The 17103-nt window shown below is 44.1% G+C and carries 14 protein-coding genes; 7 read left to right on the top strand and 7 right to left on the bottom strand.

Features of this window, described 5'->3' with window-relative positions; genetic code table 11:
• The first annotated feature begins 488 nt into the window (after window positions 1–488).
• Both SWH54_19335 and SWH54_19330 read left to right on the top strand, forming a co-directional pair.
• On the top strand, window positions 489–1376 hold the full coding sequence (locus tag SWH54_19335; protein ID MDY6793427.1) for a diacylglycerol kinase family lipid kinase: 888 nt from the start codon (window positions 489–491) through the stop codon (window positions 1374–1376).
• A 47-nt stretch (window positions 1377–1423) separates the two neighbouring features.
• The gene (locus SWH54_19330) at window positions 1424–2083 is read left to right on the top strand and encodes a lysophospholipid acyltransferase family protein (protein ID MDY6793426.1); all 660 of its coding nucleotides are present in this window, start codon (window positions 1424–1426) and stop codon (window positions 2081–2083) included.
• Window positions 2084–2158: 75 nt separating this feature from the next.
• On the opposite strand, the gene yhbY is transcribed toward SWH54_19330, so the two are convergent.
• The gene (yhbY, locus tag SWH54_19325) at window positions 2159–2482 is read right to left on the bottom strand and encodes a ribosome assembly RNA-binding protein YhbY (GenBank protein MDY6793425.1); all 324 of its coding nucleotides are present in this window, start codon (window positions 2480–2482) and stop codon (window positions 2159–2161) included.
• A gap of 388 nt (window positions 2483–2870) precedes the next feature.
• Between yhbY and SWH54_19320 the strand changes: the two genes are divergently transcribed.
• Window positions 2871–3404, top strand: a complete 534-nt coding sequence (locus tag SWH54_19320) for a PaaI family thioesterase (GenBank protein ID MDY6793424.1) — start codon at window positions 2871–2873, stop codon at window positions 3402–3404.
• 214 nt (window positions 3405–3618) lie between these two features.
• Here the strand turns inward: SWH54_19320 and SWH54_19315 are convergent, their stop codons facing one another.
• Both SWH54_19315 and SWH54_19310 read right to left on the bottom strand, forming a co-directional pair.
• Window positions 3619–4401, bottom strand: coding sequence for an MBL fold metallo-hydrolase (locus tag SWH54_19315; protein ID MDY6793423.1), 783 nt, complete (start codon window positions 4399–4401; stop codon window positions 3619–3621).
• 5 nt (window positions 4402–4406) lie between these two features.
• The gene (locus tag SWH54_19310) at window positions 4407–5390 is read right to left on the bottom strand and encodes a DHH family phosphoesterase (GenBank protein MDY6793422.1); all 984 of its coding nucleotides are present in this window, start codon (window positions 5388–5390) and stop codon (window positions 4407–4409) included.
• 256 nt (window positions 5391–5646) lie between these two features.
• Here SWH54_19310 and SWH54_19305 point away from each other — a divergent pair, with 256 nt between their 5' ends.
• The 4 genes from SWH54_19305 to SWH54_19290 all read left to right on the top strand — a co-directional run bounded on the left by SWH54_19305 (window position 5647) and on the right by SWH54_19290 (window position 9286).
• Window positions 5647–6069 (top strand): hypothetical protein, encoded by a 423-nt coding sequence (locus SWH54_19305; protein ID MDY6793421.1) that lies wholly within the window; start codon window positions 5647–5649, stop codon window positions 6067–6069.
• Between the two features lie 24 nt (window positions 6070–6093).
• Complete coding sequence (locus SWH54_19300) at window positions 6094–7218, top strand: sodium ion-translocating decarboxylase subunit beta (protein MDY6793420.1); 1125 nt, start codon at window positions 6094–6096, stop codon at window positions 7216–7218.
• A 12-nt stretch (window positions 7219–7230) separates the two neighbouring features.
• A complete protein-coding gene (locus tag SWH54_19295; protein ID MDY6793419.1) occupies window positions 7231–7533 on the top strand; it encodes an antibiotic biosynthesis monooxygenase family protein in 303 nt (100 codons plus the stop codon).
• Window positions 7534–7645: 112 nt separating this feature from the next.
• Window positions 7646–9286 (top strand): cobalamin-dependent protein, encoded by a 1641-nt coding sequence (locus SWH54_19290; protein MDY6793418.1) that lies wholly within the window; start codon window positions 7646–7648, stop codon window positions 9284–9286.
• 17 nt (window positions 9287–9303) lie between these two features.
• On the opposite strand, the gene SWH54_19285 is transcribed toward SWH54_19290, so the two are convergent.
• The 4 genes from SWH54_19285 to fdnG form a co-directional block, all read right to left on the bottom strand.
• Window positions 9304–11196, bottom strand: a complete 1893-nt coding sequence (locus SWH54_19285) for a cytochrome c biogenesis protein CcdA (GenBank protein MDY6793417.1) — start codon at window positions 11194–11196, stop codon at window positions 9304–9306.
• Window positions 11197–11373: 177 nt separating this feature from the next.
• The gene (locus SWH54_19280) at window positions 11374–12258 is read right to left on the bottom strand and encodes a formate dehydrogenase accessory protein FdhE (protein ID MDY6793416.1); all 885 of its coding nucleotides are present in this window, start codon (window positions 12256–12258) and stop codon (window positions 11374–11376) included.
• A gap of 189 nt (window positions 12259–12447) precedes the next feature.
• Window positions 12448–13167 (bottom strand): 4Fe-4S dicluster domain-containing protein, encoded by a 720-nt coding sequence (locus SWH54_19275; GenBank protein MDY6793415.1) that lies wholly within the window; start codon window positions 13165–13167, stop codon window positions 12448–12450.
• Window positions 13168–13184: 17 nt separating this feature from the next.
• Window positions 13185–16235, bottom strand: a complete 3051-nt coding sequence (gene fdnG, locus SWH54_19270) for a formate dehydrogenase-N subunit alpha (protein ID MDY6793414.1) — start codon at window positions 16233–16235, stop codon at window positions 13185–13187.
• Window positions 16236–17103 lie beyond the last annotated feature (868 nt).

Raw genomic sequence — 17103 nt, 5'->3', positions numbered from 1 at the left:
GAGCATCGATTCAACGATGGATAGAAATTGCCAAAATAAAGGAAAGTAATTGTAAAAGTGAGATTAAGCTTTAGGTGAGGACCATATTAAAGTTTAAATATTATGGGACACCTCTTAATGTCAAGAAAATTCAGACGGGTAATATATTGAGAGTGCCCTATAAAAACCGGCCTTTTGAATTCATAAGCCATCTTGCCAGTATCAGAGTTATACAGAATGTTGTAATACCCAAATGATATATAAACGACTTAGTAAAAAAGATCATGGCGGTTACTTGCTTTCCCAAAACCATAATGATAGAATCCATTTTTTATCAGTAAAAGGGAGTAACGGCACCACAGCTCAGTCCTTAGGGGCTGGCAAGCTTTAAAGTAATTTTGAGATCTGAAAAGATTGAAGTCCAAACTATGCTCAACTTCTTATTGAAAAGGAAACCCTCGGTTAAAGTGAATATGAGGCTCCGGATTCTTTGTCGAGATGCATAACCCATGAAAATTGCATTGGTCCTCAATCCGCGGATAGGCGCGAAAAAAGCCAAAAATTTGATGAAGTTAGCTGAAAAACGGCTGAAAGAAGCCAATATTCGGTTTAATGTGTTTGTCACCCAGTACCACGGTCATGCCGCTGAAATAATGAAACACATATCTTTAGCGGAATATGACGGAATTGTTAGTGTGGGCGGGGACGGAACGAACTACCATTTATTGAACGGGTTGCTTAAATACCACCATGACACTGAGTTGCCGTCGCTGGGAATCATCCCGGCCGGACGCGGAAACTCATTTGCCAGGGATCTTGAGATTTTTACCGAAGAAGACGGATTTGCGGCTCTTTGCCGTGGGACCACAATGGCGGTCGATGTGTGCCGCTTTACCCAGGGTGAAGATGTGTATTTTTTTGTTAATTTGATGGGGTTGGGATTTGTTACCGACGTGGCCCAAACAGCCGCACGGTTTGGATGGACAGGCGATCTGAGTTATATCATCGGCGTACTGTACCGCACCATGAACTTGAAATTCCACTCCCTGGAAATGGAAATAGATGGCCAAAACATTTCAGCAAAAAACTGTTTTGTGGAAATCTGCAATTCAAGATTTACCGGTGGCAAAATGCTGATGGCACCCGGGGCAAAAATCGATGACGGTCTTTTCGACGTGGTGGTATTGTCACCCCTAAGCAGAACCAACCTGATATCCACATTTCCCAAGATATTTAAGGGAACCCATGGCGAGAATCCTGCCGTATTATTTTACCAGGCAAAAACCGTATCTATTCGCACCACACCAGGAAAAACACTGCTCCCGGACGGAGAAATTTTCGGGGCCACACCGACACAGGTCACCATTTTATCGGGGCGTGTGAGGTACTTCTCGTGAGATCGATTATTTCAGCGTTACTCTGGGCAATAGGGGCATTATTTTTTATGGTAATATTTTGCATCATTGTTTTCGGTATGATCCTGTTCTCTACCAAAACAATCTATCCGGCTATTCGTATCATGGCGAGAATGCAACTGCTGATCATGGGTGTGAATTTGAGAACCCTTGGGGTTGAAAATGTTGACCCAAACCATTCATACATATTCATGGGAAATCATGAAAGTCTTTTTGATATTTTTACATTACCCGCAGCTTTTCCGAAGTACTGGGTGGGTGTGGAGGCAGCATCCCATTTTTCTTTACCTTTGTTTGGATATTTAACACGGAAATGGGGTAACATTCCCATACAGCGGAAAAATATCACCGAGGCAGTCAAAGCTCTGGAAAAAGCAAAACAGGTGATTAAATCCGGTACATCCATTATAATTCTTCCGGAAGGTCACCGCACGCTGACAGGAAAAATCGGATCGTTTAAAAAAGGCCCGTTTCACCTTGCCAGAGAAGCCAAGGCGGATATTCTTCCCTTCGCGTTTAACGGGTTGTATGAATTTAACAATAAGAACAGCTGGCACTTGCATCCGCAAACCGTTTCAGTCATTTTCGGCAAACCGATTCCTTACGCGTCATTTAAGGACCTTGCAATCGATACTCTGAAGGAACAGGTGCGGAATAAAATGATAAAATTAAAAACGTTGTATCGGTGACAGGAAAATTACCATTTTGCCAAGGCCTCAGCGCACCCTCTTAATCTTTACTGGTTTCCATCTCAGCAAGAGATTCTAATCATTGTCAGACCGTTGGGGAAAATGAATTTTCTGTTTTTCCGGATCAATGTTCTGTCTGAAAAAAATGATGGTATGACCCACAATCCCTACCAGTTGGGAATGTGTACTGTTTTCAATGGTCATCGCCATATCTTTTTTACTTTCTTTTTCCTTATGTGCATTACACTTAATTTTAATCAGTTCATGAGCAACCAGTGCCTCATCGATGGCCTTTATCACAGGGCCGGGTAAACCGCTCTGCCCGATCAAGACCACCGGTTTTAGGTTGTGTGCAAGCCCCCTTAAATATTTTTTTTGCTGCCCGTTTAGTTTTTTCATGAATTTCTCCTGTGTTTCAGAGGGATGAATAATAAGCTGAAATGGTGTCAAAACCTTTCCGGTTCTTACCCTTGAGGCCTTAAATCCATTATGTTCTATTGCAAAGCTAAACTTTTTAAAATAATCCTGATGTTTAAATCAACGCCACCCATTCTGCAACAGTATTTTAATTCGACTGCGATATAACCTTGCATTTTTACCCGTTTTTTATCATAATAGATTATTTGAGATAATTATTGAACGGTTCGACATGTAGCAGGGGGCTTCAAAACCTCCCCATGCGCCCAATTTCGAGGTTGGGCCGCCCTGGTCTTGCGCCTATATATCGGGCATCCCGTTTTCAGCGGCAAAGATTTTACAATCCATTGAAGCATGACGGAGGAAAAACGTGGACAATCATATCAAAACTGGAATCAAACAGCTTCATAATCGCGATGATCATATGTGTTTCGGGTGCGGTCCGGCAAATCCCAGCGGGCTGAGGATGAAATTCTTTTCTGATGACAAGTCCGTGTTTTCATGGGTGAAGGTGCCTGATCATCTGGTCGGCTGGGACAACCTGGTTCATGGCGGCATATTATCCACCATGCTGGATGAAATTATGAGCTGGTCAGCCATCTATCTGTTAAAAAAAATGATTCTAACCAAATCCATGACGATAGATTTTATCAAACCCGTATACCATGGAATGGAGCTTAAAATCGCGGGGAATGTTTTTGAAAAGAAGAGCGAAAGGCAAGCCGTGATGCAGGGCAGGATATACAACGAAGAAGGTGTTCTTTGCACCGAATCAAAGGGTATCTATGTCCTTTTCGAACCAAAAGTGGCAAAAAAACTGAACATGCTGAGTGAAAAAGCATTAAAAGATTTCGAACCGATACTAAAAGCCACACACATGACTGGATCGGAAAAACTGTCTTAAATAAACATGTCCGCTTGATATTACATTTAGTATTAGATACAGCAGTTTTGTAAAACCGGTGCCGGTACATTTGGGAGAAAAATAGACACATTAACTGCCTGGTTAAGATTGCACTTGCTGCCTTAAAAACGGTGGAGACTTTGCCGGATCTATGCAAGGTTGAGCAAAAGGACAAAAGCAGGATTGACCTGCCGGCTCAAACTATAAGAGTTATTTATATAAAATCGATATTCATCAGGTCCTCTGCCAGCACAAGTGGACCGGACCAGGTTTTGCGGCATTGTTTTTTAATATCGGTGTGGTCGCATTCGGGATAAAAATGGGTGAGAACCAGCTTGCCGACATTTGCCCGGGTGGCAATTTCACCGGACAGGGAAGGGGTCAGGTGGCCCGTGACCTTTAATTCATCGGGCATGGCAGATTCACAGATAAGCAGATCCGCCTTTTTGGCGAGTGTAATCAGATTTTCATTAAAATCCGTATCACCTGAATAGACCACGGATTTTCCCCTCACGGTGTTTACCCTGTATGCGATACTTTCCTCAGTGTGTTCAACCGGGATTGATTTTACGGTAAAGTGATCGAAACCAATCGAATCAGGGGAGGTGTTGTCCAGCTCAAGTATGGTTAGCAGACCCGGAGAAAGCTCTATCCAGTTCCCATAAATGTTTTTAAGCTTTTTATAAAAGGTGGAAAAGCCGTGTCCTGCGATGATCGTTAATGGAATGGTTCGGCTGTTTTCATCCGGATATTTGGTGGCAAACAAAAAGTTAACCAGCTCTCCGGTGTGATCCGGGTGCAGGTGACTGTAAAATATAAAAGAGATGTCGGATATGGTTGTTCCGGTTTCAAGGAGCCTTCTCATGGTGCCCGGTCCTGAATCGAACAGCAGCTTTGACCCGTTAATGTCAAGGAGAACGGAACAGGCGCTTCGCTTAAGTGATGGAACACACGTCCCGGAACCGAGAATGGTAACGGTTATTTCAGTTGATTCCATGCGGGTTACCCAGCCTTTCTTTCAATCCTGCTTATGATCCACCTGAGCAGTTTTTTTTCATCTTTGTAATCGGTGTACTCCTTTATTTCGACCACAGGCATCTCGGCACGGGCCATACTTTTATGACCGCCGGCTGAACCGATAAAGCCGAAAGCTTTTTGTGCCACGGTGCCTGCATTTTTCCTGATACCGTCATTTCTAAAGATGACCACCAGTTTCTTTTCATAGGTACCTGAGATAATGCTCCATGTGACTGAATCAACCCTCATAAAAAAATCAGCCACAAGCACACAAACATCAGGGTTGGCCACAGCCCCTAGGTGGACGAAGACCTTGCCTTTGCGCATGCGCCTGGTCTGCAGGGCGGTCTTAAAATATTTAAGAAAATCAAGCCTCAGTTCCGCCTGTTCGATCTTTCTGGCAAGGTGGATATTGGCATATTTAAAAAGATATTGAAATGCCCTGACATCTTCAATTTGCGTTTGCCGTTTAAAATTATCCGTATCTGCTTTAATGCCGAGAAACAGGCCGGTTGCCAGTTTGGCTGAAGGCTTGATTTTCGCGGTACGAAGGTATTCGGTCAATATGCTGGTAGCAGCGCCGTAATTGGGGCGGATATCGGTAAAAGGTGCATCAACCCCGGTATCCGGATGATGGTCTATAATCACATCGTGTCTGAATCTTGCGAAGGATTGGTGATGATCCGGTTGAGAATCCACCATCACTATTCGACTAAACGCATTTTCATCAATTTCATCCACATGAACAAGGCTTACTCCCAACAGGCGTATCATGGCTAAGTTATCCGGCCTCTTGATCACATTGATATTGGATAGGGTTACACCGGCTGTTTTTCTCCACAGCAGCCTTTTCACCGCCATGGCACATGCAATGGCGTCCGGATCAGCATTAATCAAGATTAGCACATGGTCATTGCTGGAAAACTGATCATAAAAACGGCGCAATTTTTCAGATGCGGAAGTAGACATGGGCAAGTCGTATCCTTTCTATCCGTTTTTTATTTATGCCGGGCAATTTTTTTTTACAATAGAAAATATAACAAGGGTATCATCATTCCTGTCTGCTGCAAACGGTTTTTTCCTTATTAAAAAGTATCATTTCTGTTGACATCTTTTATGTTTTATGAGCAACTAACTCTTTTGTTTATTTTAACCGATGTTCTATTAAAGGTACTGCTGATTTAGCATTTACCACGGTTTCTTTAGTTAAACAGGGAGGTTTAAATTGTACGGTTTAGAAGCAATAAATAATGCCAATGGATGGGCCATGGCTTATACCGGAGCCATCATCGTTTTTTCCGGTCTGGTGGTTTTGTCTTTTGTGGTTTCCCAGCTTAATAGAGTTTTAAGGTTCTGGGAAAATTTCATATCAAAATTCAACCATAATCATCCCCCGGAACAAACCGAAGAAGTGCAGGATGAAGATACTTCCGTGATCCCCCATCGTTTTCCTGCAGACATCAATGAAGCTGCGCGTTATTATTCTCATTTGATTGAAGAACTTGAACAGCCTTTTGAGCTAACCCGGCTTTATGAAATTTGTCAGCAAAAGGGCTTTCCGCATCCGCATATAACGATTTCAAACTTCAGACAGGCCCGTATCCTGGCACCCGCTGGAGATGGCCGGTTTACCTGGAACCAACCCTAAGAATTTATGAAAAAAGGTAAATAAATGGAACTTCTAATTCAATTCTTAACAAATACAGGCTATTATCTTGCAGATTATCGCAACATAATCATGTTGGTGGTGGGGTCTATATTTATCTATTTGGGCACAGCCAAGCAATTTGAACCTCTTCTTCTCGTACCCATTGGCTTCGGTATTCTCGTGGGTAATGTACCCTTTTTTAAAGGTTTTGGACTGGGTATATATGAACCGAATAGTGTTTTACATTATTTGTATTTTGGAGTTACCACCGGATGTTACCCGTCTATTATTTTTCTTGGGCTTGGGTCAATGACCGATTTTTCCTCTTTGCTTGCGCGCCCCAAACTGATGCTTTTGGGAGCGGCTGCTCAAATGGGTATATTTTTTACTCTGTTGAGTGCCCTTGCGCTTGGGTTTTTGCCCAAGGAAGCCGGATCCATCGCAATTATCGGTGGCGCTGACGGGCCCACATCCATATTCCTTACGGCAAAACTGGCACCGCATCTTATCGGACCGGTTGCCATCGCTGCATATTCCTACATGGCACTGATACCGGTCATTCAGCCTCCCATCATGAGGTTGCTGACCACCCGTAAGGAAAGGCTGATCCACATGTCGGAACCGCGCGAGGTGTCCAAGAAGGAACTGGTCATTTTTCCTGTCGTCGGTATGATCCTTTGCTGTTTTCTGGCTCCGGCCTCTATCCCTCTGCTGGGAACATTCTTTTTTGGAAATTTTATGAAAGAGTGCGGTGTAACCAAACGCCTGGTTCAAACTGCACGCACAGCCATTATCGATATTGCCACCATTTTCCTTGGATTCACCGTTGGAGCGAGCACCCAGGGGGATGTGTTTTTGACCGGAAAATCGGTTGGTATTTTTTGCCTAGGCGCCATTGCGTTCAGTATAGCCACTGCATCAGGGGTTATATTTGCCAAGATAATGAATCTCTTCCTTAAAGATAAAATCAATCCTTTATTGGGTGCTGCCGGTGTGTCAGCCGTACCCGGATCCGCCCGGGAAGTTCACCTGGTCGGACAACATGAAGATCCTACCAATTATCTTTTGATGCATGCCATGGCATGTAACTCTTCCGGTGTGATCGGTTCCGCAATATGCGCCGGTATTTTGTGGAGTTTTCTGGTATAAAAGGAGGATACCATGGTTGCTAAGATTTTAATCAGAAGACGCTTTAAAGTAGGGAAAAAAAAAGAAATATTTGCTTTGTTTAAAAAATTGCGCTCTGCAGCCTTGAGTCAGCCGGGATATATTTCCGGTGAGACCCTGCTGGAACATAACGACCCTCAGCATATGCTGGTGATCACCACGTGGGAAAATATTGAAAGCTGGCATACCTGGATAAACAGTAGTAAAAGAAAAGAATTTGATGCGATGATGGAAATTTATCAAGATGGACCCACCGAATACGAAGAGTATCTTTTAGGGGCGTCCCTTCTTGAATGATAGGTCACCACGGATTATCACGGAAAGACACTGAAGAAAAATAGCGTCTTCCTTCGAAGCCTTTGCAAAATGGCACTTTTTGCAAAGGCCTCTCAAAGCTCTCCTAATACCTATGCCTCGCAACCTTAAAAATGTACTACTCCTTTATACAGATAAGTACTATCTCATAAAACAGGTCTATCCCTTTGGGCTTGATTTGGTTGCCAATCATTTAAGGCGTCATCATTTTAATGTGACCATCGACTATCCCTTCCTTCCGCTGCCGGACATTGAAACCAATCTGATTGAGACCATAAAGCGCTGCCAGCCTGACGCAATCGGTCTGGGTATCAGAAATATTGATACCGCCATGTCCTGTGAGAAATTTGGCAACCTTGAGGGGTCAGGCTACAAAACCTTTTACTTCCTCCACGATATTAAAAAAATCGTTGAAATTATTCGAAAGGTCTCCCCTCACATTCCAATTGTTGCCGGTGGAGGGGCTTTTACCGTATCCGCTGAAGCCATTTTAGAATTTTTGGAAATGGAATACGGAATTATCGGTGAAGGCGAAAATTCTCTGGTGCAGTTTCTTAAGGCGTACCCGGATAAGAAAAAAATACATAAGATTCCCAACATGGTATTTAAAGTAAGTCCCGGGTTTCAGGTAAACCGGAGACAGACTTACGTTTTTAACAAAAACAGTTTTCTAAATAAAAGAAACAGCAAATTCAACTATGCCCATGAAACCCATGGATTGCCCGTAACGATAAAACGGGGATGCAATCAGCATTGCTCATACTGTGTGGAGCCCATGATTGAAGGGACTAAATTTATTTTCCGGAACCATGGTGACATTATTGCAGAACTTAACACCATATTGGAAAATTACACCAGCATTAAAAACATTTTCTTTACCGATACTGAATTTAATCTACCCGACCTTACAGATTGTTCCCATCTGGTTAAAAAAATCCTGGAGGCAGGGTTACATAACTATCTCAGATTCTCTTCTCAATTTTTGCCTAAACCCTTTGATGAAAATTTTGCCAAACTGTTGGCCGAAACCGGCTTTTCCGTTATCCTTACCTGTGACAGTTTTGCAGACAGTGTTCTATCGAAAAACCGGACATCCTATCGCCAAAAAGACATCACCGGAACCATTGAATTGTGCGAAAAATTCAATATTGACTGCACGGTAAATCTTGTTTTCGGTTTGCCTGGTGAATCTTATAAAACCATGGATCACACCGTCGGAGAAATGGTGAAATACCCTCCCAATGCAATCAGACGATACGAATATACCATAGGTGGAAGAATTTACCAGGGCACCCCTTTAAGTCGTTTGGTTGAACAACTTGGTCATGATGAACATTTGTATGGAGAAAAATCCAAAGGATACCTTCAGCCTTACTATTACTGTTCTCCTGATAGTCCGCCGATTATCAAAAATTACCTGGAACGGTTTCTCCCTTTTTCCATCGATTATCAGAACAATTATGATAACAACAGATTTGAGACCTTGGCATGTGCTTACCTGGCAGATCAGAGCAGGTGGGATGAGGCTGCGGCAAGTTTTTTAGCAGGCTCCCTTTCCTCCCAAATAGCAATTTACGGTTACCTGTTCCGGAAATTTGCAGATTTCGGAAAACCGGAGCTTGCCAGATCGATTTCCCGGCACCTGATAGATGCCATCCATCAAAGCGAAAATGTTGCGGAATACGAAGACCAGATCGCTGTGATCAGGTATTACCTGAGTATGCTTGCCGATTAATGGCCTTCACGACACCGTCATTTCCTCTTTTCTCTTGCTTTTTTAATTGCATTCACCACCTGATCCGCAGTGTAAAAATCGCTTTTAAAAATCAGCTTGTTATTCGAAGAATAGATCACCAGCAAAGGGATGGTCAGAGAGCCGACCTCCTTCAATTTTCTTTTACCCGCCGGGTTTTTGCCGGTGATATCCACCTTGATGGCCACAATATCGTCGTTTGCAAAAAGATCAGTTATTTTGCGGGTGTTTAAAACCCCGTGTTCCAGTGCTTTGCAGTTCAGGCACCATTCGGCGGTAAAATCCAACACCACAATTTTTCGATGTTGGAAAGCTTTGTTTAAACGTTCCGGGGTATAATAAACCCAGTCGATGGGTCCCCTGGCGGTGAGACGCACGCCGCCAATGACGGAAATGACAATCATAACAATGCCGAGGACCACAAAAAATATTTTTTGCCCCTTTGCGGAAGCGATTTGAACAGTTCGATAAGCAAACCACCCGCCTGCAGTAGCACAAAAACACATCACGCCCCACCAGTATGATGTGCCCGGCGGGTCAGGTGGGGATGATAAAAGTGCGCTTAAGCCGCTGCCGATAAAATATGCTGCGGCAGCCAGCATAAACAGACCCATTACCTGTTTTATTAATGCACTGGCCGGTCCTGTTTTTGGCATCTTTTTAACCAGCCCGGGTGAAGCTGAAAGTACCAGATAGGGCAAAGCCATTCCAGACCCGATAAATGCAAATGTGATTATGGTAGTCAGCGGATGCTGGGTTGCCGCCCATGCCGCTGCAGCACCCATAAAAGGAGCCGTGCACGGCGTGGACAAAATGGCGGTCAAAATGCCAAGGCCAAAAGACCCCTGAAGGCTGTCCTGTCTTGGGTGAATCAGGTAAATAAAGCCGGGCAGACGAAGGGAAAACAGCCCGCACATGCCTGCGGCCATCACTGCGATCATTCCACCGATTAAAATGGTAAAAACCGGATACTGGAAAAGCTGATTCGCCGCAGTGAATCCGCTTACCAGGGCAACCATCATGCCCAGCATCAGCCAGAAGGCCAGGATGCCGAAAGACATGGTCAGACCAAGTATAAAACATCGCTTCCTGTTTTCTGCAGCTGTTGATAAGCTTATAATCTTGATCGGAATGATCGGCAAAACACAGGGGGTAAAGTTGAGCAACAAACCTCCAAGTACTGCGGTGAGCATCAGCAGAATTTTGCCAAACCATGATGAAACGTTAACCGAGAATCTCCAGCCAAAAAGATCAAACCCGACTGCTTTTCGGAATACGTCTGTGTGCCGGGTTTTATAGTCCGCAAAAAGTTCTGTGTTAATCTCTACTGGCTCCTGATCTAATTCAATCACTTCAAGAGTCTCTTCCACTGCAGCCTTCTTGGGCAATAAACAGGTCCGCGCATCACATGCCTGATAATCGATTTGAACTTTAACATGCCGGAGTCCGGGCTTGACTTTCTCATCGATTTTTATGGGAAGATAAACGACCACCTGCCCGGTAAAGAACATCATACGTTTGTCTGCATATTCGACCTTTATTGGGTGAGCCCGTGGAAATCGAGGGGTTTCCGCCGCTATTCCTTCAGGGATTTCTATAACCTTCACTCTGGTGGGGAACAGGGTTAAATCTTTAAGCGGAATAATCTGGCTTTCGTCTGCGTTGATATGAAAACCTTTTGCAATATTAAAAATAACAGCCAGTATAATATGACTTCCAGGATGCACCCTGTCCAGCGACCAGGCCGTTCGTACTTTAACAACGTCGCCGGCAGTTTTGGTTGAAATCGGTGACAGGAGATCTTCCATGTCTCCGGCGATCGTTTCAGACGGACCACAAGCAGCGCTTAGTATCAGGAGCATTGCAGCAACATATGCCAGAATCTTTTTCATATAAACCTGCCCTTTGCTGATTTTATTTTTGATTTGTCTATCTTAAACATGTCAACAAAGAAAGTGGAATTTGCGGCCGAAAAATAAGGCGACTCGCCTGGAATTATCCGTATAATCATGGCGTGTAGCAAGCATTAAAAACGTGATGATTGAAGATATTGTGCTTTTCTTGTTTGGCTATATTTTCAAATCAAGCGCTACACCGCTTTCAAAGCCCTTTTCCTGTGCTTTGATATCAAGATGAAGCGTGGAGACGGCTTCAAGGGGCGGGTAAATATAACGCTGAGTTTCTCGTGTGTCTATTGTTTTTATGTATTTTTTGCAGCTGTCACAAAGATCGACCCGGTACTCTTTCTCTTCTTCGCTGTAAAAATAATTTAGTGTTTTACTGTCTGTATTATTACAAAAAGGACAATGCAGCCGTTGGGAAGACCATTGATGCCAGCAGAAACTGCAAAATAAAAAACGCTCTCCTTTTTCCATAAACATTGATAGCCCCGGCATGCTCCCACAAACGGGGCAATAACCTTTTTCCCACATACTTTCCTTTTCCAGATAAGTGGACAACTGGGCTGCACAGATAGTTAAGGAAGGCTTTATGCTGTTGTAAGTGATGAACGCCAGTGCACTTTTATCGATTTTAAGCCTGGTGGCCGTCTTTTCGAAGAAGGAAGCCCCCCCTTCAAAAAGGCTGAAAAAAAGCGATTCAGGATCTAGTTTTCCTGTCTCAATTCCTTGTAAAACGGCTTGAGCTGAAGCAGCCATATCACCTTTCATCTTTTTGATAATATTGCATATTTGTATCAGCAGATCCTTTGATGCCTGTATATCAATAACGAAATCCGATATATTGATTAAGGGAAAATCATCCTTAGCCTTAACTGAAATAATATCGTGGGGAATTTGAATAGGCTCTATCTGTACGTGGCTTTTGGAATCTTCCTGGGCAATGAAAATTTGCTGATAAAAATCGAGCAGATCCCTATATACGGGTCTTAGACTCCTTAATGCGGTTACTGCCTGTTTGATATGGTCTGAAGTAAGAGCTATATTGTCTATCATGAGATCTCCTTAAGATAATGTCCCCCTTAATATAAACTGTTTAAATTAAGACAAAATTTCTTAGCATTCTTCCCTGGTGTGGTGATGACCGGCAAGAAAAAATTTTTGCTTACCCTATCATAAAAAATAGAAAAAGGGGAAAAGAAATAAATCTTCCCCCCTCTTCCTGGTTATGCTGCGATGCCCTTATTATAGAAGTCGTGAAACAAAGTTTGTCAGCGGTTTAAACATCCTTTGCAGGGCAACCTGTCTGGTAATATCGAATGCCGTATTGGAAGCAACCGCAAACTTGTGATACAGGCTTGGTTTTTCAGCCACAAGATAAATGACATTCACATCATCGGGATCTAAAAGTGCTGCATTTGGATTCGCCTTTTTGACTATGGAAAGGCGACTTTTAGCCAGAGAAACCATTTGCTCACGTTCACCGAAATTCATGGCGCCTGTGGGGCATGTTTTAACACATGCCGGTAAAAGGCCGTTATGAACCCGGTCAAGGCACATGTCGCACTTTGCCAAAGCACCGTCCGGTCCTTTCCGTGGGATATTGTACGGACAGGACTCGATAATTTCATCAACATTCATGCCCTTTGTATTGGCTGTGAAAATAATCGCTCCGGTTGCCATATCTCTGTAAATAGCTGACGCATCTCCTGCTGTATCAAGACACGGCGCCTCAACGCAGTGCCTGCACTGTTCAGGAAAGAAAAGCCATTTCAACCTACCGCCGATTACCTCTTCACGCATTCTCACCAGCTTATAGGTGTCAAAGGAGAGATCTGCGGGGTTTTCGTAAGTTCCACGGTTGTTGGTTTCTTCTGCAGGAAGATCGTGCCATTGTTTGCATGCCACCTGGCAAGCCCTGCAGGCCGTACACAGTGTTGTATCAATAAAAAATGACTTACTCATATCAGATCACCTCCCTTTCATATTTTTTTAATATTGACCATAAAAGCCTTGGTTTCCGGAATCCGGGTGTTTGGATCGCCGGTGGATGGTGTCAGGAGGTTTGCGCTCTCCTCTTCCCCACTTTCAGGCCAACGCCATCCGAAATTCCATGGAAAGCCAACCTGATATACCGTGTTGCCGGCAATCGTGAAAGGCTTAAATCGTTTGGTTACAATAGCCGTGCACTTAAGAGATCCACGAGCCGACATAGCCAAAACCCGTTCCCCGTTTTTGATCCCTTTCAGCCTGGCAAGTTCTTCACTCATCTCCACAAAAACCTGTGGTTGGAGCTCAAGGAGCCACGGCTGAGGACGAGTCATCAGACCGGTCTGCCAGTGCTCCGACACTCTGTAAGTTGTGCCGACAAAAGGATACTTGGGATCGCAAGTGGCAAAAGCATCTGCTTTCGTAGTATAAATAGGTGCTACCGGGTTGACCCTCTGTTTATTCATCAGGTTCTTTTCAACCGGACACTCCAAAGGCTCGTAATGTTCCGGGAACGGCCCATCTGCACGACCGGGCCCGAATATGTTCGCATGCCCATGGGGTTTCATGATAAAGGCATATTTGGCATCCTTTCGCTTTGATCCGTCCGGGTTTTCCAGAGGATACCACCCACCGTCAGGGACATCACCGACCCATTTTTTTGAAACATACTTGCCATCTTTAACATCACCGGTAAATTTAATCACCCAATCTTTCTTGTCCCAGGGCTGTCCTTTAAGATCGACGGAAGCGCGATTATAAATAATCCTGCGATTTACCGGCCAGCACCAGGCAAACTCGGGATACAGGCCGATGTTGTTTGGCGCATCTTTCTTGCTGCGCCTGGCGGACATATTTCCTTTCTCCGTATAGCTGTGGCAGTAAAGCCAGTTGGCGGAAGATGTCGAGCCGTCCGCTTTAAGTTTACCAAAAGACTCTACCAGTTTTCCTTTCTTCGGGCCTTCAAGGTAATACCCGTTAATCTCTTTGGCTACCTTGTGCGGATCATATTCACCGTGAGTCATATAATCCCATTTCAGGTTTCGGATGGCTTGAGGAAAAACCCCGCTGCTGTTATATTCACTTTTAATTTTGTTGCCCAGCCTCATGATGATATCGCCGTCGGAGAGGCTGTTGCCAAGAGGCTTTGGCCCCTGGTAACGCCACTGCATCCAGCGGCCGCTGTTGGTAATGCTTCCTTCCTTCTCAACCGATGTGCACGCCGGCAGCATGAAAACCTCGGTTTTGACCTTGGCAGGATTTACTCCCGGCCCTTTCCAGAAAGAACCGGTTTCATTGTCAAAGAGGTTCACATTGACCATCCAGTCAAGCTTTGCCATGGCTTTTCTGTTTTTCCCTGCATTGGCACCGCTGCAGGCCGGGTTCATACCCCATGCAAATAAACCCCTGACTGAGCCTCTGTACATTTTGTCAAACAGGTCAAGCCAGCTATACGTTTTACCGGCATCAATCTTCGGCACCCAGTTATAGCCAAAATCATTGTTTTTAGTTGCCTTTTCACCAAAGAACGATTTTAACAGGCTCACCATGTATTTTGGCTCATTTTGCCACCAGTTAGCGGAAAGGGGATCGTTGCTTTTGGCTCTTCTTTTCAGATAATCTCCCAGAGTGGGCCATTTAGTGCTTGGCGTAGCCAAATAACCCGGCCAGATGTGGAACAATAAGCAATGGTCCGTAGAGCCCTGTACGTTCGATTCGCCGCGCAGCGCATTCACACCACCACCGGCAACACCCATGTTGCCAAGGAGGAGCTGAATCATGGCCATGGTTCGAATATTCTGAACCCCCACTGTGTGCTGGGTCCAGCCCATGGCATACATGATTGTTGCTGCTTTGCCCCTTGCCCCTGTCGCAGCATAGGTTTTATAAACTTTTAAAAGATCCTCTCTGGGTGTGCCTGTAATTTTAGAAACCAGCTTTGTATTATACCGCTTATAATGCTTCTTTAAGAGCTGAAAAACGCAGCGGCCATTTTTTAATGACCGATCCATTTTGGGGACTCCCTTTTTATCCATGACAAAGGCCCATTGCTTTTTATCATATTTTCTCTTTTTCTTATCATACCCTGAAAACAGACCGTTTTTAAATTTAAAAGACTTGCCAACTATAAAGGGGGCGTTGGTATAATTTTTTATATACTCTTTATTATAAAGCTGGTTATCAAGGATGTACTTGATCATCCCGCCGAGAAAGGCGATGTCTGTTCCGGAGCGCAAGGCAGTGTATATGTCCGCCTTGGAGGATGTTCTGGTAAACCTGGGGTCCACACTGATGAGTTTGGCACCATTTTGCTGTGCCTCGGTCACATACTTGAAGGATATGGGATGATTTTCTGCCGCATTGCTCCCCATGATTAAAATACAGTCACTGTTTTTGATGTCAATCCAATGATTGGTCATAGCGCCGCGTCCGAACGACTCTGCCAGAGCCGCAACAGTTGCGCTATGTCAGATACGCGCCTGGTGTTCAAGATATACAAGCCCGAGAGAACGCATAAGGGCCTGGTAAATCCAGCACTCCTCATTGTCCAGTGCCGAACTGCCCACAGACACAATTCCTTCGGTACGGTTGACCACCTGTCCTTTTTGGGTTTTTACCTGAAAAGTGGCGTCGCGTGTTTCTTTTACTTTTTTAGCGATTTTTGAAAGTGCCCAGTCCCATGATACCTGTTTCCATTCTTTGGAATAGGGAGCTCTGTACATGGGTTCGGTCAGTCGATTTGAATTTTCCGTGAGCTGTTTAAGTGAAGCCCCTTTGGAACAAAGCGATCCCCGGTTGATCACATGATCCGGGTCACCTTCGATGTTTATGACACGGCCGTCCCCTCTCTTGCTTGTATGCACAATTGCCCCACATCCCACTGCACAGTAACAGCAGATTGTGGTGGTCTCCTTGGCATACTTGGTCTTAAGCATCTGGGCGTGGGCCTTGACCGGCTTAAGGTCAAAACCCAGTCCACTGACTGCAAGACCCGCGGCCGTTGCACCTGTGACCTGGATAAACTCTCGCCGAGTTACCTTCATAGCCATCACCTCCATTTTAAGTTATGGGTTATTATTCCTCGGTTAAGGCATAGAAGGACTCGCTGAATTTTTCAGCTCAAAGCCGGTAACCGAGACACTTCTTGTTTTAATCTCGGCAGCTGAAGATGTGTGGAAAAATAATATCGGATCTGAATGGGACCGGATGAGGATGAAGCCAAAGCCATTTAATCATTTCTCAGCCAAGCACTGAGTAAATATACGAACTAAAAATCCCCAACTATCAACACTTATAGATCCGTAAACAGCTAAAGTAAGAAGTAGTTTTTCATCAAAGATGGTTTTAACGGTGGAATTAAAACGGTGATGGTGTGCTGAGAATAAGTGACCCTACATCTTTCAGCAAGAATAAGAGAAGTCATTAATGAAGTGAAATTTGCCAAAGGAGTTGAAGAAAAACGGATCACCGCCTGAATTTTCCACACACAACACTTGACAATGTCCCCAACTAATTATAATTTTTGTTAGATGTCAACATAAATTTTGCGTATTTATTTAACCCTACATTTTATTCGCAATACATTCTTGGTCCAGCATTCCTCATTTACCGGTTACGCTACTTAGTTATTATTGCTTTCCACGGCTAATCTTCTAACTACGCATTGATAAAATTTCTCAAAATTTTTGTTATTAGACAAATTGTGACGAATCTGTAGAAAATTTGAATTCCCCTGCTAAAAAGCAACGGCATAAAAAGGCCTGCCTTGCTAAAGCCGGATAACCATGAGTTGTATATCGCCCCTTGAATGGTTATGCAATACAGCGCCACGCGGTCTCGCCGGGCTGGATTAAGGAACCGCTAAATTTTAACTGAAATATCAATTAAATATTTTTGAAATAAACGGAGGGG

The sequence above is a fragment of the Thermodesulfobacteriota bacterium genome (genome assembly GCA_034189135.1).
Lineage (GTDB): Bacteria > Desulfobacterota > Desulfobacteria > Desulfobacterales > JAUWMJ01 > JAUWMJ01.
The sequence above is the reverse complement of the archived record's forward strand: the minus strand, read 5'-3'. Positions and strand labels throughout refer to the sequence as shown.

Excerpts from the sequence above, each read along its gene's own strand:
- SWH54_19335 (MDY6793427.1), top strand. The coding sequence starts at position 489 with ATGAAAATTGCATTGGTCCTCAATCCGCGGATAGGCGCGAAAAAAGCC.
- SWH54_19330 (MDY6793426.1), top strand. The coding sequence starts at position 1,424 with ATGGTAATATTTTGCATCATTGTTTTCGGTATGATCCTGTTCTCTACC.
- yhbY (MDY6793425.1), bottom strand. The coding sequence starts at position 2,482 with ATGAAAAAACTAAACGGGCAGCAAAAAAAATATTTAAGGGGGCTTGCA.
- SWH54_19315 (MDY6793423.1), bottom strand. The coding sequence starts at position 4,401 with ATGGAATCAACTGAAATAACCGTTACCATTCTCGGTTCCGGGACGTGT.
- SWH54_19310 (MDY6793422.1), bottom strand. The coding sequence starts at position 5,390 with ATGTCTACTTCCGCATCTGAAAAATTGCGCCGTTTTTATGATCAGTTT.
- SWH54_19300 (MDY6793420.1), top strand. The coding sequence starts at position 6,094 with ATGGAACTTCTAATTCAATTCTTAACAAATACAGGCTATTATCTTGCA.
- SWH54_19295 (MDY6793419.1), top strand. The coding sequence starts at position 7,231 with ATGGTTGCTAAGATTTTAATCAGAAGACGCTTTAAAGTAGGGAAAAAA.
- SWH54_19290 (MDY6793418.1), top strand. The coding sequence starts at position 7,646 with ATGCCTCGCAACCTTAAAAATGTACTACTCCTTTATACAGATAAGTAC.
- SWH54_19285 (MDY6793417.1), bottom strand. The coding sequence starts at position 11,196 with ATGAAAAAGATTCTGGCATATGTTGCTGCAATGCTCCTGATACTAAGC.
- SWH54_19280 (MDY6793416.1), bottom strand. The coding sequence starts at position 12,258 with ATGATAGACAATATAGCTCTTACTTCAGACCATATCAAACAGGCAGTA.
- SWH54_19275 (MDY6793415.1), bottom strand. The coding sequence starts at position 13,167 with ATGAGTAAGTCATTTTTTATTGATACAACACTGTGTACGGCCTGCAGG.